This is a genomic window from Micromonospora sp. NBC_01740, from assembly GCF_035920365.1.
In the GTDB taxonomy this organism is placed as follows: Bacteria; Actinomycetota; Actinomycetes; order Mycobacteriales; family Micromonosporaceae; genus Micromonospora; species Micromonospora reichwaldensis.
In genome coordinates this window covers 5,022,442-5,041,733 of the sequence record NZ_CP109150.1, presented here as the reverse complement: position 1 = coordinate 5,041,733, position 19,292 = coordinate 5,022,442, and the positions used below count along the sequence as shown (strand labels likewise).

The following is a 19,292-nucleotide window of genomic DNA, read 5'->3' as shown; positions in this document are numbered from 1 at the left end:
CAGACCCCTAACCAAGATCATCGCTACCGCTAACCGCTGTACCGATCTTCCTCAACCCCGGGATCGGGTGGCGTGAACGTTCCCTCCCGTCGCGGTGGCGCTCTGAGAGCGAATGCCCGGCAGGTTGGACCTGGATGCCAGGGGGAGGCCGAGGAATCGGGCGAACTCAACGGCGAGCATGCGGGGGTGTCGCCGCTGGTGGAACGGTGACGTAGACGACCGGGACCCGCGGGCCGGTCATCGGGTTGCCAGCGCGACGGACAGGTCGTGGGCGCGGCCGAGCTGGGTGATGGCGGTCGTCTTGCCGGTGCCTGCGCCGCCGGTGATGATCAGCCCCCGGCGGGCCGATATCTGCCGGCGGTTGAGGATCAGCAGCCTGCGGACGGTCTTGACGACCTCCTGGATGGTTGGGGTGTTCACCACGATCAGGTCGCTGTGGTAGTCCAGCCGGATCAGGACTGGGACGCCGCAGTGAGCTTCGCGATGTCGGGGGCGTAGACGGTCATCCAGTGCGGATGTAGTCGGTAGTAGACCACGTCTTTTTCCCAGTCGAAGGAGTCGTCGCCGTAGAAGTCCTTGAAGTACGCGAGCAGGTCGAGCCAGTCCGCGGCCGGCTCGCCGTCCTGGGGGTTGAGGATCTCCACCTTGCCGTGCGTGAACACGCCCAGGTTCTCACCGCGCAGGTGCGCGGCGCTGACGGCGGGCCGCGCCGCGAGATGGCGCGCCTTGGCGGCGTTGCGCGCCGTGCCGAAGTGCCACTTCCCGTGCAGGAAGTGCCCGTCCACACCGCTGATCCGTGGCTCGCCCTTCGCCGTCACGGTGGACAGGGCGAGGGTGCGCATACCGGTGAGGACCTGGGTGAGCTGCTCCGCGGTCAGTGTGCTTTCAGCCTTGATGATCGAGCGGAGGTGCGAGGTGGAACGGGAGAGAGAGGCGTCAAGGAGGGCCTGAAGCTCTTGGAGATCTTCTGAAGTTTCGCGCATGGAGGTCCTTATCTATCCCATATGTATCCGTGGTGCCCAGTCCGCGCCATCGACGCCGACCGGTAAAGCCATACTCGACCCAAAGGCTGACACCTTGTGTCATATTTCTTTCTCTGTCTTGCGGACATCACCGCCCCGGTAGTCATCGGCAGGACGCCCGGCCATGGATCCCCTAACGGGACGCCAGCACAGACGCCCATGCGCCGAGCCCCACACCACCTACCGAGATCCACTGTTTGGCCCCTGGTGTCGCCGTTCTTACCAACAACCCAGTAACGCCCGTAGCGCCGCCGCCAGCCCACGCTCCACGTCGTTTCCCGCCGCTGCCTCCAGACGGTCCACTTCGGCGTCGAGCTGCGGCAGATCCTCACGGCTGAGTACGCCATCTGGCCATGGGGTCAAGCTGACCCAAGATCGGAAGTTGGTTTCCGCCGGCCGCATTCATCAACGGCAACAGCTGCTCCACAGACACTTCGAGCAGTAAACCGCGTTCCTTCGCCGCGGCCCACTCTCCGGCGTCAGCGCGGTGGCGCTCACGCCGCTGCGTTCCGGGTAGCACGGCGCAGGCTCTTCGGACGCGGCTGCGGAGGGCCCAGCACCAACAGCAGACCCACCCCGGTGACGCTATGGCATCACCTCTCCCGACCCGCATCAGTTGCGCCGAGCCAGGACAGAAGGCCAGCCGGCACCCGCATCCCGTCGAACGGTCGCACATAACAGTCATTATGATGTGCGACCGATTTGCCCGCTTCGCGACGACTCTTTACTGGTTTATCGTTACCGGTAATCCGATAATCCACGAGGAGGGGCGCTCGTCCCGTTCCAGGTGAGTTGAGGCAAGGCGTTCAGACGGGTCGGCTTACGCAGCGCAACTGGAACCGAGCGCCCGGACCGCGGTCAAACCCCGCTGACCAGTGTCACGAGTCATTCCCCGCAGCAACAACGCTCTGACAGACTCCGATCGTGACCGCCACCTTCTGGAACCGACCAGCGACGTGGAAGGCGTTCCTGCTGGTCGGGGCCTACCTCGTCTTCTTCCTTGCCGTCGGACAGCTGGTCGGCGTGCTGGCCGGTGACGACATCGACAAGGACAACGTGCTCGCCGACCCGGCCAGCATCTTCCTCGCCCTGGTGCTGCCCATCGCGATCGGCGCGGCCGCCCTCATCGCCTTCGCCTGGCGGGTGGGCTGGCTCCGGGCCATCTTCGGACCTCAACCGATCCGCGGCCGTGGCTGGATGTGGATCGGGCCGGTGCTGGCGCTCCTCGCGGTCATCGGCCATGTCGGGGCCACCAACTGGAGCAACTGGAGCGGTCAGCAGATCGCGCTGATCGCTCTTCTCGGTCTGTGCGTCGGCGTCGCGGAAGAGCTGGCCACCCGCGGACTCGCCGTCAAGATGTTGCGCGACGCCGGACACGGCGAACGGTTCGTCGCGATCGTGTCGTCTCTGCTGTTCGCCCTCATGCACTCGGTCAACCTGCTCTCCGGCATGCGGCTCTCGACCGTCGCGATCACGATCGTCTACACCTTCTGCTTCGGCGTCTGCATGTACCTGGTCATGCGCGTGACCGGCACGATCTGGGCCGCCATCATCCTGCACGGCATCACCGACCCGACGACGATCCTGTCCAGCGGTGGCATCGACCAGGCCGTCAACGCCGGCGGAACGGACGCCTGGTCGGCGCTCACGGGTCTCGCCACGATCGGGTTCATGCTGTTCGCCGTCGTCGCCATGTTCTTCATCCGCGGCAACGCGACCGCCAAGCCGACGATCAACGCCTGAACAGGCACCACGCGGTGTGGGACGCCGCCACCCCTGAAGCACGCCGCCAGGCCTGGTCGACGTACCCCCTGGCTACCATGCTGCCATGATCGAGGAACTGGTCCGGGCGGCCGGGGCCGGCGACGACGCCGCGCTCGAGGAACTGATCGAGATCGCCGCCGCCGAGCCGGCACGCCTCGCCGGACACCTGAGCCTGCTGCTCGACGCGGGCGTACTGTGGCCGCCGACCTTGTATCGCGGCGCGACCGGAGACGTGGTCCGCCGGATCGTCGACGACGTCGACGCTGGCCAGTCCCCCCTCCGGCTCAACCATCTGCTGCTCATCCTCGCGCACTCCGGCGACCCGCGCGCCGAGCAGGCCCTGCGGCGATGGCAGGAGCAGCCGCCGGCCGGTGCCGACAGACTGCACGTCGGGGCGCTGGCCTACGCCCACCAGGCCGGTTGGACGGTCGCTCCCGACGGCAGTCGCCGGGAGCTGTGCGCACCTTCGGCGTACCGATTGGTCATGAACGAGGTGCCACGGCCCGCCGGCGCCCCCACCTGTCCGTGGTGCGCCTCCCCGCTGTGGACCATCGCCGACCTCGACACCGACGCCCCCGAGGTGGGCGAGGTCCTGGCCCACACCGGCTGGGCCGGCCGGCTGAGAATCGTGACCTGCCACCTCTGCGCCTGCTACACCACGCTGTACTGCCAGGTCACGACCGACGGCGACGCCGTCTGGTGGACGGGCAACAGCCGCCCGGATTGGGCGCCGGCCACCACCGAGCCGGAGGACCCGCCGGCCGTGCTTCCCGCCGTCGGCCCCCGCCGGGCCACGCCGTTCGAGGCCAGCGCGTGGCAGGAGGGCGGCTCCACCCTGGGCGGCCATCCCGACTGGATCCAGGACGCCGAGCACATCGACTGCCCCGCCTGCCGGCAGCCGATGGACTATCTCGGCCTGGTCGGCGGAGCCGACGTGGACTTCGGCGAGGGCGCCTACTACCTGCACCTGCACGCGCCCTGCGGCGTCGCGGCGGTGAACTACCAGCAGAGCTGACCGCAGCGCGCTCGCGGTGCCCCCTACGGCCCGATCGGCGTCGGTACGGTGAGGTGATGACGACGGAACCCACGGTGCTGATCTCGGCCGACATGGAGGGAATCTCGGGGATCGTCCACCCGACCGAGACGAATCCGGGTGGCTACGACTACGAGCGTGCCCGCAGGCTGATGACGGCCGAGGTGAACGCGGCCATCCTTGGTGTGCTCGACGCGGAGCCTGACGCCGACGTGCTGGTGGCGGACGCGCACGGGCCCTTCCGCAACATCCTGCCCGAGGAACTCGACCGCCGGGCGCGACTCGTCCGCGGCAGGCCCCGCCCCCTGAGCATGGTCGCCGGCCTCGAGATGGGCGCCGACGCGCTGCTGCTCGTGGGGTACCACGCGCGCGCCGGTGCGGGACCGGCGGTGCTGGCCCACACCATGAGCGACGCGGTGCTCGACGTACGCCTCAACGGGCGGCCGGCGGGCGAGATCGGCCTCAACACCGCCGTCGCGGGGCACTTCGGCGTGCCCGTGGTGCTGCTCAGCGGTGACGACGTCGCGTGCGCCGAGCTGCGCGACCTGGTCCCCGACGCGGTGACCGTCGAGGTGAAGTGCGCGCTGGGCCAGGCAGCGGCGGTGACGCTGCACCCCGGTGAGGCCCAGGAGCGCCTTCGGCGGGCAGCCGCCACGGCGGTGGCACGGCGTGCCGAGGTGCCGCCGCTGACCCTCGCCGGGCCCGTCGACGTCGAGGTCGACCTGTACAGCCCGACGACCGTGGACCAGGCGACGCTGGTGCCCGGTTTCGCCCGCGCTCCCGGCGCGCGTACGGTGACATTCACCGGGCAGGACATGGTCGAGGTGTACCGGGGGGTGCAGCTGCTGGTGCAGCTCGGCCAGATCAAGCCCGGCTGACCTCTCGCCCGTCAGCGGTGGTCGTTCTCCTTCAGCTCGATGACCCACGCGCGACGCTCGGCGATCTTGCCGTCGCGCATGACGAACACCTCCGCCATCGACATGCGCATCTCCTCGCCGGTATCGCGCCGCACCGAGCCGACCAGCTCCGCCATCACGGTGTCGCCCTGCTCCACCATGCGTACGACCTCCAACCGGGGCGGCGGCACGAAGCCCGGCCCCTCGATCGCGGCGTCGTAGGCCTCCTTGCCCTTCAGGTGGAAGGCGCCGTAGACCGTCCACTCGATGTCGTCGGTGAGGCAGGACAGGATCAGCGCGTGGTCGTTCTTCCGGAAGCCGTCCAGGTAGGTCTCGACGGTCTGCGTGTTACGCGACATCGCGCGGTGTCCCCTCGTCTCGGCGAGCCTGCCCGACGACAGACCTGCCGAAACTAACCCCGGGGTGTGGTGGCCGGTGCGTGGGACGCGCCGGCCGCCACGAAACTCAGGACGAGCCCCGCCGGGACCGGTGGTTGGCGTGCTTGCGGGCCGCGAAGTCGTACGCCTCGGCCAGCAGTTGCCGCACCGTGTCCACGCTCGCCTCGCCGGGGTTCACGACACACACCCAGTGCTGCGGGGCGTAGACCGGATGCGGCAGCACGGTGTCCGGCACCGAGTGGTCGACGTCCGGCCCGTGCCCCTGCGGAAACAGCGCCCCGTACGCCGAGCGGGTCAGCCCGACGTTGAGCCGCCACGCACCCGGTCGGCCCAGGTCGGAGGCGTCGTCGTAGTGGTCACCGGTCACGATCGTCGCGAACGGCATCTGTCGCTCGGCGGGCAGGTCCCGCCCGGGGTCGTAGATGTAGAAGGTGTCCCCGTTCGCCTCCAGGGCGTTCACCCCGTCGAAGGTCTCGCAGATGTACCGCTTCATGTCCCCAACGTCCATGCCTCAAGTTTTTCATTGAAATGCTTATTGAGGCTTACGCCGGTTTTCGGCCGCCAGTAGGCGGCGAACCCTCAAATCCGGGCACAACCGGGTCGCGCACGGCAACCCACGACGATCGGAGCGGACTCCGTCCCGCGACCCGGACCGGTCGCGGGACGGAGTCGCCTGCCGTCAGCCGATGCCGTCGAGGACGGGAATGAGCTGCTCCTCCTCGTACGTCAGATGGGCCTCCAGCTCGGTGCTGAGACGCTCGACCTCCCGGCGGGCCTCGTCGGGGTCGGCGTCGGGGTCGCCGACCACCTGCTGGAGGCGTTCGACGAGGGCCGCGATGCGCTGGTGCTCCTCGCGTAGCCGGGCCAGCGCCGGGGCGAGGTCCGGCCGTTGCCCCTCCAGGCCGGCGAACATGCCGTCGTCCTCGTTGCGGTGGTGGTGGTGCAGGCCGTGGCAGAAGGTCAGGCAGTTCACCCGCAGCTGCGCGCCCAGGCCCGGGCCCGAGCGGGCGACCTCGTCGCGGATCAGCGCCAGCTCCCGGCGGAACGCGTCGTGGACGAGTTTGAGCGCCGCACCCCAGGACGCCGCCTCCGGCGGCCCGCCCGCCACCTGGTGCAACGCCACCACGGGAATGATCCGCGCGGTCTTCGCCTGGTACGCGGCCCAACCGGGGTCGGCCTCCACGGCCCGGGCGAAGATCTCGTCGCGTTCGGCGCCGGCCAGCACGACCGCGTGGGCCTGGTAGGTGAAGACCCCGTCCTCGACGGTGGCGAGCGGGTCGGCGAGGAGGTTGTGGTACCAGTCCGGGTGTCTCGGGCCGCCCCCGGCCGAGGCGATGACGAGGATGCGTTCGCCGTCGGGCAGGTAGCCGACCGGGGTGGTGTGCGGGGTGCCGGAACGGGCCCCGGTGGTGGTGAGCAGGATCAGCCGGCCCCCCTCGAAGGGACCCCCGACCCGGCCGTGGTTGGCGCGGAACTCGGCGATGATCTGCTGGTTGAAGTCGTTGGGCAATGCTCTGCTCTCTGCTCGGGCAGGGATGTGCGGCCACGATGGATCGCCCGCCCGGCGACCGGTGGCGGCGAGGATGCGGATACGCCGGACGACCGGCGTGGACGGTGGAAGCGCGCTGCGGTGGACGTGGCGTCGACACCGGCAATCGCGGGAACGGCGGGCCACGGGCCCGCCCCCGGCTCACCTGACGGCCGGGTGCCCTGTCCGCTCGTGGCCCATGGCCGACCCGGCAGTCACGGATCCGACCGTAGTGCGGGTGACGACGGCTGGCAAGCGTCATCTGGTTGCGGCAGCGGTGGCGCGGTGGCACGGTCGGGAGATGCCCGAGCTGACCGGCGTCGACGTGGACCGCGCCGTGACCGAGATGACGGCCGTCCTCGGCCCGCACACCGGGCGGGACTGGGGCGTGCCGGCGGGCGGGCTGGACTGGAGCTGCTGGACCACCGCCGCGCACGTCGCGCACGACCTGCTGGCGTACGCCGGCCAGGTGAGCGGGCGACCCGACGACGGCTACCTGCCGTTCGACCTGGCCGTCTCCCCCGCCGCCGGCCCGGCCGAGGTGCTACGGGTCGTCGTCGCCTGCGGCGGCCTGCTGCGGGCGGCCGTCGACGCTGCCCCGCCGGAGACGCGGGCCTGGCACTACGGGCCCTGCGACCCGGCGGGCTTCGCGGCGATGGGGGTGGCGGAGACGCTGCTGCACACCGACGACATCGCCCGCGGCCTCGGGGTGTCCTGGCAGCCGCCGCAGCCACTGAGCGCCGCCGTGGTGCGGCGCCTCTTTCCGGACGCGCCCGCCGGGCCCGCGCCGCAGGTGCTGCGGTGGCTGACCGGCCGTGGTGAACTGCCCGGCCGCCCCCGGCGCACGTCCTGGTCGTGGCGGGCGGCGGTGGACTGACCGAGGGCTACGCCACCCGGCGGCGCCAGGGCGGTCGCCAGCCCCGCCGGCGCGGCGCAGCCGCCGGGGCCGGGACCGGGATCGCGGCGGCGGTGGTCTGCCGCTCGTCCCGCCAGCGGCGGACCACCTCGTCGGCGTTGACCGGGCGCACCGCGACCCGGGGCCCGGTGGGCGTACGCAGCCACGAGAGGATCTGGGCGTTGAGGTCGGCGACGAACGCGCGCACGGACTCCTCGGTCGGCAGGTCCCGCACCTCGTCGGGCACCTGTTCGATGCGGCGGCGCAGTTGCAGCGGCGTCGGCAGCAGCAGGTCGGTGGGGAGCTTCTCCCGCTCCAGGAAGCTCTTGATCCACCACGACTCGTCGTACGGCTGGCCGCGACCGGGGATCGGCTTGCCCATGCCCGGCAGGTCGTCGAACTCCCCCTGCTCCTGCGCCGCGCGGATGCGCGCCTCGACCGTCGCTTCCCAGCTGTCCACCTGCCGACACCTCCCCCGGACCCCACGGTAACGCGGCCACCGCGTCGGGGCCGACGGAAGACGTCAGCGCCCCGACCCGGCCGGGCATTCCCGGTCTGACCGGGCCCAGTGGGCGTGCCGGTGACCGTCGCGGGGGAACGGCGGGCGGGCCGGCAGCACCTCCTGGAAGACGTAGCCGGCCTTCTCCGCGACGCGGCAGGACGCGGGGTTGTCGATCTGGTGCAGCAGGTCCAACCGCCGCAGGCCGGCGAACCGGGCGAACGCCCAGTCGGTGACCGCGCTCAGGGCGTGCGGGGCGACGCCCCTGCCCCGCGCGGGCGCGGCGGTCCAGTAGCCGACCTCGGCGTCCCCGCCGCCTTCGGTGACGTTCTTGAGGACCACCTGCGCCACCAGGGTCTCGCCGACCGGGTGCTGCTCCAGCACGGCGAAGCAGAACCGGTGGCCGTCGTCCCAGTCCCGGTGTGCCGCGGCCAGGAACCGGCGCGCCTCGGCGGTCGTGGTCACCGGCGCCCGGGTCCAGCGCAGCAGCACCGGGTCGCGGTACGCGGCGATCAGGGCGTCGGCGTCGGCGTCGCGCCAGGGACGCAGCAGGAGCTCCGGCAGGGTCGCAGTGGCGGGGGCGTGCAGCATCGGCCCAGTGTGCCCAACGTCGTGTCGACCGTGGGGGCGCGCGGCACGCCGGCACGGGTCGGCGGCGCGGCGGCGTACGGCGTAGGGTCGGCGCGAGCATCGGCAACGGGGGGAACCATGGTCGGTACGGGTGCACTGGTGGGCATCGCGCTGGTGGCGCTGGGGATGGTGTTGACCCCCGGGCCGAACATGGTCTACCTGGTGTCCCGGTCGGTGACGCAGGGCCGGCGGGCGGGGCTGGTGTCGCTGCTGGGCGTCGCCGCCGGGTTCGGCATCTACCTGGCCGCTGCGGTCGCCGGCATCGCCACGGTGTTCGTGCTGGTCCCGGCCCTCTACACGGCGGTCAAGCTGGCCGGCGCGGCGTACCTGCTGTGGCTGGCCTGGCAGGCGCTGCGACCGGGCGGGCAGTCACCGTTCGCCCCGGCGCCGCTGCCGCCGGACCCGGCCCGGCGGCTGTTCACCATGGGCCTGGTCACCAACCTGCTGAACCCCAAGATCGCGATTCTCTACGTGTCGCTGCTGCCGCAGTTCATCGACCCGGCCCGTGGCCACGTGGCGGCGCAGAGCCTGCTGCTGGGGCTGACCCAGATCGCGGTGGCGCTGACGGTGAACGCGCTGATCGTGCTCAGCGCCGGCGCGCTCGCCGGGTTCTTCGCCCGCCGGCCGCTGTGGCTGCGGGTGCAGCGACTCGTGATGGGCACGGTGCTGGCGGGGCTGGCGGTGCGGATCGCCGCCGACCGTTCCCGCGCCGCCGTCGCCATGCCCTGACCGCCAGCCCTACCCCTGACCAGCGGGCCCGCCCCGACAGCGCGGCGGGCGGCGACGGGAGGTTCGCGAGGACGGGTCAGCCGCCCTGGCGACCCGGGTCGCCAGGGCGGCCGGCGCCGGTCTCCCGGAGCACAGCCGCGCCCCCGGCGGGCAGGTGCACCTCCGTGTCGGCCGTCGCGCCGGTGAGCAGGTCGACCCCGGCCGCCGGGACCCGCTGCGGCCGGTCGGTGTGGTTGAGCAGGAACAGCCAGCTCGCCCCGACGGCGCGGCGGCGGACCGCCTCGACCCCGGCCGGGGCCGCCGGGCAGACGGGTGTCGCGCCGGCCGCTCGCGCCGCCCGCGTCACCAGTCGACGGTAGGTGGCGTCGTCGGGTCGGGTGGACAGGTACCAGGCCGTGCCGGCGCCGCTGCGGTGGCGGGTGACCGCCGGCAGCCCCGCGAGCGGGCCACCCGCGTACGAGGCCACCGGCTCCGCGCCGGCGAGGCGTACCGTCTCGGCCCAGAGGCGACCGGTCCCGGCGTCGGACAGCGGCACCGTCTCGCCGTCGGCGAGGGGGTGGAACTCCTCGACCCGTACGCCCAGCACCTCACGGAACGCCCCGGGGTGACCGCCGAGCCGGACGCGGGCGTGCTCGTCGGCGACCCCGCTGAGCCACGTCACCAGCAGGTGACCGCCGCCGTCGACGTACGCGCGCACCCAGTCGGCGGTGGCGTCGGAGGCCAGGTAGAGGGCTGGCAGCACCAGCAGGCGGTACCCGTCGAGCCGGTCGCCGGGCAGCACGATGTCGGTGCCGAATCCGGCACGCCACAGCGCCCGGTGCGCCGCCGACACCTCGTCGCGGTGGTCGAGTCGCGGCGACGGCATCCCCGGGTGGCCCAGGGCCCAGCCGCTCGCGGCGTCCCAGGCGATCGCGACGGCGGCGTCGACCGTGCCGTCGACCTCCGAGATCCGCTCCAGCGTCGCGCCGAGGTCGACGGCCTCCCGGAACACGCGGGTATCGGGGCCGGCGTGCGGCACCAGCGCGGAGTGGAAACGTTCCGCCCCGCCGGCCGGGGCCCGCCACTGGAAGAACATCGCCCCCCGTGAGCCGCGCGCGACGTGGGAGAGGCTGTGCCGGGCCATTCGGCCGGGCTCCTTGGTGTGCATCCGGCCGCCGCTGTGGATCTGGTTGGGGGCGCTCTCCATCAGCAGCCACCGCGCCGGGTGGCCGACGTCGCCGGCGCCGTGCCGCGCCCAGCCCCGGGCCAGGTCGGCGGCGAGGGCGGTCTGCTCCTCCGCGCCGCCGTCGGTGGCGTCCGGGTAATGGTCGATCGCCACCAGGTCCACCTCGGCGGCCCAGCGGGCGTGGTCGACCGGCACCCAGTCGCCGAGGACGTGGTTGGTGGTGATTGGGATCGCCGGCTTGGCCGCCCGCAGCAGGTCGCGCTGCTCGGCGTACGCGGCGAGCAGGGTGTCCGACCAGAAGCGGCGGAAGTCCAGCAGGTGCCCCGGGTTGGCCAGGTACTGCGTGGCGCGGGGCGTGTCGACCTGCGCCCAGTCGGTGTAGTGCTGGCTCCAGAAGCTGGTGGCCCAGGCGGCGTTGAGCGCGACCAGGTCGCCGTGCCGGTCGGCCAGCCAGCGCCGGAACTCCCGGGCGGTGTGCGGGCAGTGGCAGGTGGTGCCGTACTCGTTGTGCACGTGCCACAGCGCGAGGGCCGGGTGGTGGGCGTAGCGGTCGGCGAGGGCGGCGGCGATGCGCCGGGCGGCGGCCCGGTAGGCGGGCGCGGCGGCGCAGTAGGTGTCCCGGCTGCCGTGGTGCAGGCGTACGCCGTCGGCGGTCACCGGCAGGGCGTCGGGATGGGCCAGCGAGAACCAGGGCGGGGGCGACGCGGTCGGGGTGGCGAGGGCGACGGAGATGCCGTTGTCGTGCAGCAGGTCCAGCACCTGGTCCAGCCAGTCGAAGGTGTACCGGCCGGGCTCCGGTTCGAGTCGCGACCAGGCGAACACGCCGACGGTGACCAGGTTGACCCGGGCGCGGCGCATGAGGGCGACGTCCTCGCGCCACACCTCGGCCGGCCACTGTTCGGGGTTGTAGTCGCCGCCGTAGCGCAGCCCCGCACCGTCACCCCACATCGCTCACCGCCAGTTTGTTGGGGAAGCGTCCAAAATATTGACGACGTTTGCGCCTGTCAACGCCGATGCTTCGCCGATCCGGTGCAGGTTTTCGTTGACAGTTAGTTGAGGAGCCAAAGAAACTGACGGGACCGCCGGAACCATCCTGGAGGAGACGCCGATGCCCTACCGACCGCCGTTGGTCCCGTACGAGACCTTCGTGGCCGACCCACCCGACCTGCCGGTGCGCGGCCCCGGCGAGGACGCGGCCGCCGTCGTCGGTCGGGCCGAGGTCGTCGCGACCGACGCGCACGGGGTGACGTTCAAGGCCGCCCTCTCCGACGGCGCGAGCATGGTGGTGCGCGTCGACGCCGCCGGCGAGGGGGTGATCCGGGTACGCCTGTCCGACGATCCGCAGGCCCGCAGCCGCTCCGCGCGGGCGCTGCCGCTGGTGCACCCCGGCACCCACCCGGCCACCGTCACCGTCGACGAGGCCCGCGTCCGGGTCGACACCGGCGCCGTGGTCGCCGAGATCCGCCTGGATCCGTGGCACCTGCGCTTCCTCGGCGCCGACGGGCGGCTGCTGCTCGAGCAGGACCCGGGCACCCGCGACATCAGCGGCCGGCGGCGCACCCTGCCGTTCGGCCGCTCCACCGTCGACGGCGCGCCCGTCGCCTGGCACGAGAGCTTCGTCGCGCCCGGCGACGAACGCTTCGTCGGCTTCGGCGAGAAGTTCACCCCCCTGGACAAGCGGGGCCAGCGGCCGCTGATGTGGAACTTCGACGCCTTCGGCGGCGAGTCGGACCGCTCCCACAAGAACGTGCCGTTCTACCTGTCGGACCGGGGCTACGGGGTGCTGGTCGACAGCGGGCTGCCGGTGCAGTTCGACGTCTGCCAGTCCACCCACAGCAGCGTGCAGATCCTGGTCCCCGACGACCTGCTCGACTACTACGTGCTGGCCGGCCCGACCCCGGCGCAGGTGCTCGACCGCTTCGACCGGCTCACCGGCCGTCCGTACCTGCCGCCGAAGTGGGCGTTCGGCGCCTGGGTCTCCTCCGGCTTTTTCCCCGACTCGCAGGAGCGGGTACTCGAGCGCGCCCGCCTGCTGCGCGAACGCGGCATCCCCTGCGACGTGCTGCACCTGGACTGCTACTGGCAGGTCGCCGGCCGCTGGTCGGACCTGCAGTGGGACGCCGAGGCGTTCCCCGACCCGACGGCGATGCTGCGGAGCCTCGCGCGGCAGGGCTTCCGGGTCTGCCTCTGGATGAACCCGTACCTGATGACCGACAGCCCGCTCTACGCCGCGGCGGCCGAGGCCGGCTACTTCCTGCGCCACGCCGACGGCAGCCCGTACGTCGCCGACGTCTGGCACGGCAGCCACCCGGCGAGCGCCATCGTGGACCTCACCAACCCGGCCGCCGTCGAATGGTTCACCGGGCTGCTGCGGCCCCTGCTGGTGCAGGGGGTGGCGGTCTTCAAGACCGACTTCGCCGAGGGCGTGCCCGTCGACGCCGTCGCCCACAACGGGATGACCGGCGTCGAACTGCACAACGTGTACGCGCTGCTGTTCAACGACGTGGTCGCGCAGGTGACCGAGGAAGTGACCGGGCACCGCACGGTGTGGGCCCGCTCGTCGTACCTGGGCGGGCAGCGGCACAGCGCACAGTGGAGCGGCGACGTCAACGCCACCTGGCCGGGGCTGGCCAGCACCCTGCGCGGCGGGCTGTCGCACGGGCTCTCCGGCGTGCCGTTCTGGAGTCACGACACCGGCGGCTTCCACGGCACCCCGACGCCCGAGCTGTACGTCCGGTGGACCCAGTTCGGCGCGTTGTCGCCGCTGGTCCGCCTGCACGGCACCACCAGCCGGCTGCCGTGGGACTTCCCCGCCGAGACCGAACGCGACGCGGTGGCCGCCCTGCGGCTGCGCTACCGGCTGATGCCCTACCTGTGGTCCGCGGCGGTACGGTCGGCCGCCGACGGCACGCCGATGATGCGCGCGCTGCTGGTGGACACCCCCGACGACCCGACCGCGTGGACGACGGACCTGCAGTACCGCCTCGGCACCGACCTGCTGGTCGCCCCCGTCACGGACCCGTCCGGGCGGCGCGACGTCTACCTGCCCGTCGGCGACGACTGGGTCGACGCTGCCACCGGCGAGCGGCACCGCGGCGGGCAACGCCTGCGGGTCACCGTGCCGCTGCACCGGTCGCCGCTCTACGTCCGGCACGGCGCGCTCGTCCCGGTCGTGGCGCCGGGCGACACGGTCGGCGACGGGCCGTTCGCCGACGTCACGCTGGTGAGCTGGGGCGCGGTCGACGCCCGTACGGTGCTGCACGACGTCGACGGCGACACGGTCGTGACGGCCGTACGCGACGGCGACACCCTGCGCGTGGACACCGACGGCCCGCTGCGGGTGGCGCACGTCAGCGTCGCCGGCGCGGACCTGCCGGCCCGGCTGCTGCTCAACGGCGAGCCGGTCACCCCGGCGCCCTTCGACGGATGGTTCCCCGACCCGGCGTGACGGCGAGCGGCGCCCGACCCGTCAGGGGTCGGGCGCCGCGCGGGCCCGGTCAGCCCTTCACCGCGCCGGTGATCACACCCTTGGTGAAGTGCCGCTGCACGAACGGGTAGACGATCACCGCCGGCACGACGGTCACCATCACCACCGCCATCTTCACCGCCAGGGTCGGCGGGTACGCGCTGATGCCCGGCAGGCTCACCGCCGCCCCGGACACGTTCGGCGACTGGCCGGCGAGGATGTAGCTCTGCAACACCCGCTGGATCGGGAACTTGTCGTTGTCGTCGATGTAGAGCACCGCGTTGAAGTAGGCGTTCCAGTAGCCGACGGCGTAGAAGAGACCGACGACGGCGATCACCGCCCTGGACAGCGGCAGCACGATGCGCCACAGGATGCGGAACTCCCCCGCGCCGTCGATGCGGGCGCTGTCGAGCAGCTCACCGGGGACGTTCATGAAGAACGCCCGGATCACCACCAGGTTGAACACGCTGATCGCGCTGGGCAGGATCAGCGACCAGATGCTGTCCTTGAGCCCCAGGCCGGTGACCACGAGGTAGCTGGGCACCAGGCCGGGAAAGATCAGGAAGGTCAGCAGGAAGAAGAAGAGCAACCCCCGGTGTCCCACCGACCCGGGCCGGGACAGCCCGTACGCGGCGAGGACGGTGAGCACCAGGCTCACGGTCGTACCGAGGACGGTGACCAGCGTACTGATCCACACGGCCTGGGTGATCTGCCCACCGCTGAAGATGGTGATGTACGCCGACGGGTCGATCTCGCGGGGCACCATCACCATCCCGCCGGCCTCGTCGATCGTGCTGCGCGAGGCGAGGCTGGTCACCAGCACCGCCCACATGGGCACGAGCACGGCCGCGACGAGCGCCGTGAGCACCGCTCCCTTGGCCAGCGTGCCCAGCGGCGTGGGCGGTTCCTCCCAGGCGGGTCGCTGGGACCGCCGCCGCCTGGGCAGGGGATCGGGTGTCGGGCGCGCCGACACGGGGCCGACGCCACTGAGCTGTGCGGTCATGATCTTGCGTACACCCCCTGCTCGCCGAAGCGGTGCGCCACCTTGTTGGCGGCGAGGATGAGGACCAGCCCCACCACTGCCTTGAACAGGCCGGCGGCGGCGCCGAGACCCCACTGCTGGGTGCTGATGGCCTGGTAGTAGACGAATGTGTCCAGCACCTCGGCGGCCTCCCGACCGACCGCCTCGCGTTGCAGGATGAACTGCTCGAAGCCGACCGACAGCGCGTCGCCCAGCCGCATGATGAGCAGCAGCACGATCACCGGGCGCAGGCCCGGCAGGGTGATGTGCCACAGCCGCCGCCACCGGCCGGCCCCGTCGGCGGCCGCCGCCTCGTACAGATTGGGGTCGATCGCGGACAGCGCGGCCAGGAAGACGATCGCGCCCCAGCCGACGTCCTTCCACACCGACTCGGCGGTGACCAGGACGATGAAGGTGTCCGGGTTGGTCATCACGTCCCAGGGCTGCATGCCGGCCTCGCGCATCTCCTGGGCCAGCAGGCCGGCCCCGCCGAGCATCTGCACGAAGAACGTGACCACCAGCACCCAGCTGAAGAAGTGCGGCAGGTAGACGACGCTCTGCACGAAGCCCCGCACCCGGCCGGAGACCAGGCTGTTGAGCAGGATCGCCAACATGATCGGCAGCGGGAAGAAGAAGACGAGCTGGAACGCGGTGATGGTCAGGGTGTTGCGGACCGCGTCCCAGAACAGCGGGTCGACGAACAGCGCCTCGAAGTTGCCGAAGCCGATCCACTCGCTGTAGAGGAACGCCTCGAGCGGGTCGTCGCCGACGAACGGGTTGTAGTCCTGGAAGGCGATGACGTTGCCCAGCGTCGGCAGGTAGTGGAAGACCAGCAACAGGCACGCGGCGGGCGCTGTCATGGCCAGCAGCGGCCAGTCCCGGCGCAGCCGGTCCCGCAGGGTACGCCGGGGCCGGACGGGCGGCGTACGACCGGCGGCCCGGCCCCGACGGCCGGGCCGGGCCGGGCGGTGGTCCGCTGGCGCGTCGACCGCGCCGGCGGTGCCCGGGCCGCTCATCGGCCGTTGTCGGCGAGCGCCTTCTCGTGGAACGCGCGCCCCTCCTCACCGCCGGAGGCGAGGAACTCCTTCGTCACCTGGTCGAGGTCGCTGATCGGGCGACGGCCGCGCAGGATGTCGCGGATCTTGTCCTCCGTCGGCTGGATGATCTTCGACCAGTTGGCCGGCAGCTCCAGCTTGATCCCGGCGAACAGGTCCTTCTCCAGCAGGCCGATGTTCTTCTTGTAGTAGTCCAGGTACTGCTGGACGTAGTTCGGCGTGTCGCTGCTCTTCACCTTCACCGCGACCCGGCAGAAGTTGTACTGGCCGCCCAGCTCCTTGCGGCCGAGGTCGCTGGGCAGCGGGCTGCCGTCGGGGCCCCGGGTGAAGTGCTTGCCCTCCACGCCGTACTCGCGCAGCTCGAACTCGCGGCTGCCGAACGGCGCGGCGCACCAGTTGAGCACCCGCAGCAGCTCGTCGACGCGCTCCGCGCCGACGCCCTTCTTCACGAAGGTGAAGAAGATCGGCTTCTCGCTGCCCCAGATGACCGGCTGAGCGCCGGCCGCGCCGAACACCGGCAGCGGCTGCATGTCGAAGCTCGGCAGGATCTTGGACTGCTCGCCCTGCAGGCCCTGCCACGCGCCGAGCCCGTCCTGGAATATCATGATCTTGCCGGCCTTGAAGAGCTGCTTCTCGTCGGCGCCCTTGCTGGCCACCGTGTCGGGGTGCACCAGCCCCTCGGCGAAGAGCTTCGCGGTGAACTCCAGGGCCGCGCGGAAGCCCGGGTTCTCGAACTTGTGCTCCAGGCCGCCGTCGGCCTTCTTGCGCCAGGTCTGCTGGCAGCCGAAGAACTGCTGCACCATGTCGAAGATGCTGCCGAACGCCCACACCCCCTTGCCCGGGTCGGTGAGCTTCCTGCCCAGCTCGTGCAGCTCCTCCGGCGAGGTGGGCGCGGTCAGGCCGGCCTTGTCGAGCAGGTCCTTGCGGTGGAACAGCGCCCACGCGAACACCCCGTCGGTGGGGTACGGCACGGCGTAGAGCCGGCCGGCCCAGACCGAGTACTCCCACGCGCCGGTGGGCAGCGCGGCGAGGTACGGGTACTTCGCGGCGCTGTCGCCCTTGAGGTGGTCGGTGAGGTCCTCGAACAGCGCCTTGACGGCGTCGGAGAACCGGGCGACCTTGTCGACCTCCCAGTTGGGGACCATGAGCAGGTCGGGCACGTCGCGGGCGCCGAGCATCGCGTTGAGCTTGTCGGCGTAGGTCGTGCCGTCCTGCAGGCTCGGGTCCAGATCCACGCCCAGCTTGGCGTTGACCGCCGCCAGGTAGGAGTTGCGGCCCAGCGTCGGCGGGGTGGGCCCCCACCACGGGCTCATGCTGCGGATCGCCGGGCCGCCCCGGCCGGGCTGCTCGGTGACGGCGTCGACCAGGCTGCGGGGGTAGCTGAGGTAGCCGTCGGGGATCGGCCCTTCCCCGACGATGTCGGGCTTGAGCAACTCGGCCGGCTTGTGGGCGGGCAGCACCGACCGGATGGCGTCGCCCTTCGTGGCGCTGCCCTTGCTCCCGGCCTCCTTGCTGCAACCGGCCAGGGTGGCGCCGCCCATCGTCGTGGCGGCGCCGAGGCCGAGCAGGCGCAGCAGGGACCGTCGGTCGGTGGATACGCCCGGCAGGGACGGCTTCACGGCGCACTCCCTTCGTCATCGGATAACGGTTTCGCGGACCGTTCGTGTCCGGCTAGAATTAGTTGGGGTTCTAGCCAAACAAACTAATCGACGGTGATCCGTCCCACAAGACAGCGGCACCCGCCACGTACGCGATGATGGGGCGCGCGGCACCACCGGGATCGCGCACCGTCGCCCAGGGAGCGGACAGATCGTGATCAGCAGCCACAGCGAACCGCGGCCGAGCGACCTCGGCGACGTCCGTACGGCCAACCGGGCCGTCGTGCTGCGGCACGTCCGCCGCCACGCCCCCTGCTCCCGGGCTGACATCGCGGCGCACACCGGCCTGAACAAGGCCACCGTGTCCAGCCTGGTCGGCGAGCTGATCGAACGGCGGCTGCTGCGCGAGACCGGGCTGACCGAGAACCGGGTCGGACGCCCCGCGACCATGCTCGTCCTCGACGGCGCCCCGTACGCGGCCCTGGGCATGCAGATCGCCGCCGACGAACTGGTGGTGGTGGCCGTCGACCTGGCCGGCGCCCGGCTGCTCACCTGGCGGCGTGCCTTCGCCGCGCCGACGTCCTCCCCCGCCGAGACGGTCCGCGCGCTGGCGGCCCTGGCCCGGCGGGCGATCACCCGGCTGACCGGGCAGGACCGCCGCGTGCTCGGCCTGACCGTGGGCGTGCCCGGCCTCGTCGACGCCGACGGCGCCGTTCCCCGGGCCACCGCGCTCGGCTGGCGGGACGTGCCCCTCGCCGCCGACCTGCGCGCCGCACTGCGCGAGCCCGGTCTCACCATCGACGTCGACACCGACGCCAACCTCGCCGTCCTCGCCGAGCACCGCCACGGCGCGTACGCCGGGGCCGCCCACCTGGTCCACCTCACCGGCGGGGCCTCCGTCGGCGCGGGGATCGTCGCCGGCGGCCGGCTGCTGCGCGGCGGACGGGGATTCGCGGGCGAGATCGGGCACCTGACGCTCGACCCGGCCGGTCCCGCCTGCGGGTGCGGGCGGCGCGGCTGCCTGGCCGCGTACGCCGGGCTGCCGGCGGTGGTCGGCCGCCTGCTGCCCGACACCCAGCAGGACGGGCCGGTCACCGACTTCCTGCCGGAGATCGAACGGATCCAGGCGCTGGCCCGCCAGGGCGACCCCGGCGTCCTGGCCGGACTGGCCGACGTCGGCTGCCGGCTCGGGCACGCCGCTTCCGTCCTGGCCAATCTGCTCAACCCGCAGGCCGTGGTGGTCGGCGGGCACCTCGCGACCCTGGCCCCGTGGCTGCTGCCGGCGGCCCGCACGGAGTTCGCCGCGCGGACCCACGCTCCGCAGGCCGGCGGCTGCCTGCTGGACGCCTCCACCCTGGACTCGGCGGCCACCGCGCTCGGTGGCGCCACCGCCTCGCTCGCCGCCGTCGAGTCGGGTCGGCTCCCCGCGGCGTGACCCCCGGGGCCAGCGGGCCTTGACCGGACCGGCGCGGGGTGCCAACCTCGAACCGCCGCCCTGTGGCTCGGGCACCCGGGGCGGCATGTCTCGCGCAGTCGTCGAAGCGCTTCAACGCTTCCGGGCCGGCGGCCGCCACCCCCACCGCGACGCCGCTC

18 protein-coding genes are annotated in these 19,292 nt (G+C 72.1%); 7 read left to right on the top strand and 11 right to left on the bottom strand.

What is annotated here, in order from left to right:
* Window positions 1-237: 237 nt before the first annotated feature.
* Together OG989_RS22350 and OG989_RS22345 are read right to left on the bottom strand one after the other, a co-directional pair.
* Entirely contained in the window at window positions 238-423 is a 186-nt protein-coding gene (locus tag OG989_RS22350; protein ID WP_192581286.1) for a hypothetical protein, read from the bottom strand.
* Between the two features lie 29 nt (window positions 424-452).
* On the bottom strand, window positions 453-983 hold the full coding sequence (locus OG989_RS22345; RefSeq protein WP_327028319.1) for a pyridoxamine 5'-phosphate oxidase family protein: 531 nt from the start codon (window positions 981-983) through the stop codon (window positions 453-455).
* A gap of 963 nt (window positions 984-1,946) precedes the next feature.
* Between OG989_RS22345 and OG989_RS22340 the strand changes: the two genes are divergently transcribed.
* From OG989_RS22340 to OG989_RS22330, 3 genes are all read left to right on the top strand, one after another.
* Window positions 1,947-2,765 carry a CPBP family intramembrane glutamic endopeptidase gene (locus OG989_RS22340; RefSeq protein ID WP_327028318.1) on the top strand — a complete coding sequence of 273 codons (819 nt, stop codon included), beginning with the start codon at window positions 1,947-1,949 and terminating at the stop codon, window positions 2,763-2,765.
* Between the two features lie 85 nt (window positions 2,766-2,850).
* Window positions 2,851-3,801: a hypothetical protein gene (locus tag OG989_RS22335; RefSeq protein ID WP_327028317.1), complete on the top strand. Its 951-nt coding sequence runs from the start codon at window positions 2,851-2,853 to the stop codon at window positions 3,799-3,801.
* A 56-nt stretch (window positions 3,802-3,857) separates the two neighbouring features.
* Complete coding sequence (locus OG989_RS22330; RefSeq protein ID WP_151453169.1) at window positions 3,858-4,697, top strand: M55 family metallopeptidase; 840 nt, start codon at window positions 3,858-3,860, stop codon at window positions 4,695-4,697.
* Window positions 4,698-4,708: 11 nt separating this feature from the next.
* Here OG989_RS22330 and OG989_RS22325 read toward each other — a convergent pair whose 3' ends face one another.
* From OG989_RS22325 to OG989_RS22315, 3 genes are all read right to left on the bottom strand, one after another.
* A complete protein-coding gene (locus OG989_RS22325) occupies window positions 4,709-5,074 on the bottom strand; it encodes a nuclear transport factor 2 family protein (RefSeq protein WP_327028316.1) in 366 nt (121 codons plus the stop codon).
* Window positions 5,075-5,180: 106 nt separating this feature from the next.
* Window positions 5,181-5,621 carry a DUF6194 family protein gene (locus OG989_RS22320; protein WP_151453167.1) on the bottom strand — a complete coding sequence of 147 codons (441 nt, stop codon included), beginning with the start codon at window positions 5,619-5,621 and terminating at the stop codon, window positions 5,181-5,183.
* A gap of 171 nt (window positions 5,622-5,792) precedes the next feature.
* Window positions 5,793-6,623, bottom strand: coding sequence for a nitroreductase/quinone reductase family protein (locus tag OG989_RS22315; protein ID WP_151453166.1), 831 nt, complete (start codon window positions 6,621-6,623; stop codon window positions 5,793-5,795).
* A gap of 319 nt (window positions 6,624-6,942) precedes the next feature.
* On the opposite strand from OG989_RS22315, the gene OG989_RS22310 reads away from it, so the two are divergent.
* Window positions 6,943-7,518 (top strand): maleylpyruvate isomerase N-terminal domain-containing protein, encoded by a 576-nt coding sequence (locus OG989_RS22310; protein WP_151453165.1) that lies wholly within the window; start codon window positions 6,943-6,945, stop codon window positions 7,516-7,518.
* 7 nt (window positions 7,519-7,525) lie between these two features.
* Here the strand turns inward: OG989_RS22310 and OG989_RS22305 are convergent, their stop codons facing one another.
* Both OG989_RS22305 and OG989_RS22300 read right to left on the bottom strand, forming a co-directional pair.
* Window positions 7,526-7,996 carry a J-domain-containing protein gene (locus OG989_RS22305; protein WP_327028315.1) on the bottom strand — a complete coding sequence of 157 codons (471 nt, stop codon included), beginning with the start codon at window positions 7,994-7,996 and terminating at the stop codon, window positions 7,526-7,528.
* A gap of 63 nt (window positions 7,997-8,059) precedes the next feature.
* Window positions 8,060-8,626, bottom strand: coding sequence for a GNAT family N-acetyltransferase (locus tag OG989_RS22300; protein ID WP_327028314.1), 567 nt, complete (start codon window positions 8,624-8,626; stop codon window positions 8,060-8,062).
* Between the two features lie 117 nt (window positions 8,627-8,743).
* Between OG989_RS22300 and OG989_RS22295 the strand changes: the two genes are divergently transcribed.
* Complete coding sequence (locus OG989_RS22295) at window positions 8,744-9,394, top strand: LysE family translocator (RefSeq protein WP_151453162.1); 651 nt, start codon at window positions 8,744-8,746, stop codon at window positions 9,392-9,394.
* Between the two features lie 76 nt (window positions 9,395-9,470).
* Here OG989_RS22295 and OG989_RS22290 read toward each other — a convergent pair whose 3' ends face one another.
* Window positions 9,471-11,507 carry a beta-galactosidase gene (locus tag OG989_RS22290; RefSeq protein ID WP_327028313.1) on the bottom strand — a complete coding sequence of 679 codons (2,037 nt, stop codon included), beginning with the start codon at window positions 11,505-11,507 and terminating at the stop codon, window positions 9,471-9,473.
* A gap of 160 nt (window positions 11,508-11,667) precedes the next feature.
* On the opposite strand from OG989_RS22290, the gene OG989_RS22285 reads away from it, so the two are divergent.
* Window positions 11,668-14,007, top strand: coding sequence for a TIM-barrel domain-containing protein (locus OG989_RS22285; protein ID WP_327028312.1), 2,340 nt, complete (start codon window positions 11,668-11,670; stop codon window positions 14,005-14,007).
* Between the two features lie 49 nt (window positions 14,008-14,056).
* On the opposite strand, the gene OG989_RS22280 is transcribed toward OG989_RS22285, so the two are convergent.
* From OG989_RS22280 to OG989_RS22270, 3 genes are read right to left on the bottom strand one after another with little or no spacing between them, the layout of a single operon-like run.
* Window positions 14,057-15,028 (bottom strand): carbohydrate ABC transporter permease, encoded by a 972-nt coding sequence (locus OG989_RS22280; RefSeq protein ID WP_151456472.1) that lies wholly within the window; start codon window positions 15,026-15,028, stop codon window positions 14,057-14,059.
* Entirely contained in the window at window positions 15,025-16,062 is a 1,038-nt protein-coding gene (locus OG989_RS22275) for an ABC transporter permease (RefSeq protein WP_151456473.1), read from the bottom strand. The genes OG989_RS22280 and OG989_RS22275 overlap by 4 nt, the downstream gene beginning before the upstream one ends.
* Window positions 16,059-17,720 (bottom strand): extracellular solute-binding protein, encoded by a 1,662-nt coding sequence (locus OG989_RS22270; RefSeq protein ID WP_151456474.1) that lies wholly within the window; start codon window positions 17,718-17,720, stop codon window positions 16,059-16,061. Before OG989_RS22270 ends, OG989_RS22275 begins: the two co-directional genes overlap by 4 nt.
* Before the next feature lie 193 nt (window positions 17,721-17,913).
* Here OG989_RS22270 and OG989_RS22265 point away from each other — a divergent pair, with 193 nt between their 5' ends.
* Complete coding sequence (locus OG989_RS22265) at window positions 17,914-19,134, top strand: ROK family transcriptional regulator (RefSeq protein WP_151456475.1); 1,221 nt, start codon at window positions 17,914-17,916, stop codon at window positions 19,132-19,134.
* The last annotated feature ends 158 nt before the right edge of the window (window positions 19,135-19,292 follow it).

Excerpts from the sequence above, each read along its gene's own strand:
- OG989_RS22335 (WP_327028317.1), top strand. The coding sequence starts at position 2,851 with ATGATCGAGGAACTGGTCCGGGCGGCCGGGGCCGGCGACGACGCCGCG.
- OG989_RS22325 (WP_327028316.1), bottom strand. The coding sequence starts at position 5,074 with ATGTCGCGTAACACGCAGACCGTCGAGACCTACCTGGACGGCTTCCGG.
- OG989_RS22300 (WP_327028314.1), bottom strand. The coding sequence starts at position 8,626 with ATGCTGCACGCCCCCGCCACTGCGACCCTGCCGGAGCTCCTGCTGCGT.
- OG989_RS22290 (WP_327028313.1), bottom strand. The coding sequence starts at position 11,507 with ATGTGGGGTGACGGTGCGGGGCTGCGCTACGGCGGCGACTACAACCCC.
- OG989_RS22275 (WP_151456473.1), bottom strand. The coding sequence starts at position 16,062 with ATGAGCGGCCCGGGCACCGCCGGCGCGGTCGACGCGCCAGCGGACCAC.
- OG989_RS22330 (WP_151453169.1), top strand. The coding sequence starts at position 3,858 with ATGACGACGGAACCCACGGTGCTGATCTCGGCCGACATGGAGGGAATC.
- OG989_RS22280 (WP_151456472.1), bottom strand. The coding sequence starts at position 15,028 with ATGACCGCACAGCTCAGTGGCGTCGGCCCCGTGTCGGCGCGCCCGACA.
- OG989_RS22310 (WP_151453165.1), top strand. The coding sequence starts at position 6,943 with ATGCCCGAGCTGACCGGCGTCGACGTGGACCGCGCCGTGACCGAGATG.
- OG989_RS22345 (WP_327028319.1), bottom strand. The coding sequence starts at position 983 with ATGCGCGAAACTTCAGAAGATCTCCAAGAGCTTCAGGCCCTCCTTGAC.
- OG989_RS22285 (WP_327028312.1), top strand. The coding sequence starts at position 11,668 with ATGCCCTACCGACCGCCGTTGGTCCCGTACGAGACCTTCGTGGCCGAC.
- OG989_RS22320 (WP_151453167.1), bottom strand. The coding sequence starts at position 5,621 with ATGGACGTTGGGGACATGAAGCGGTACATCTGCGAGACCTTCGACGGG.
- OG989_RS22295 (WP_151453162.1), top strand. The coding sequence starts at position 8,744 with ATGGTCGGTACGGGTGCACTGGTGGGCATCGCGCTGGTGGCGCTGGGG.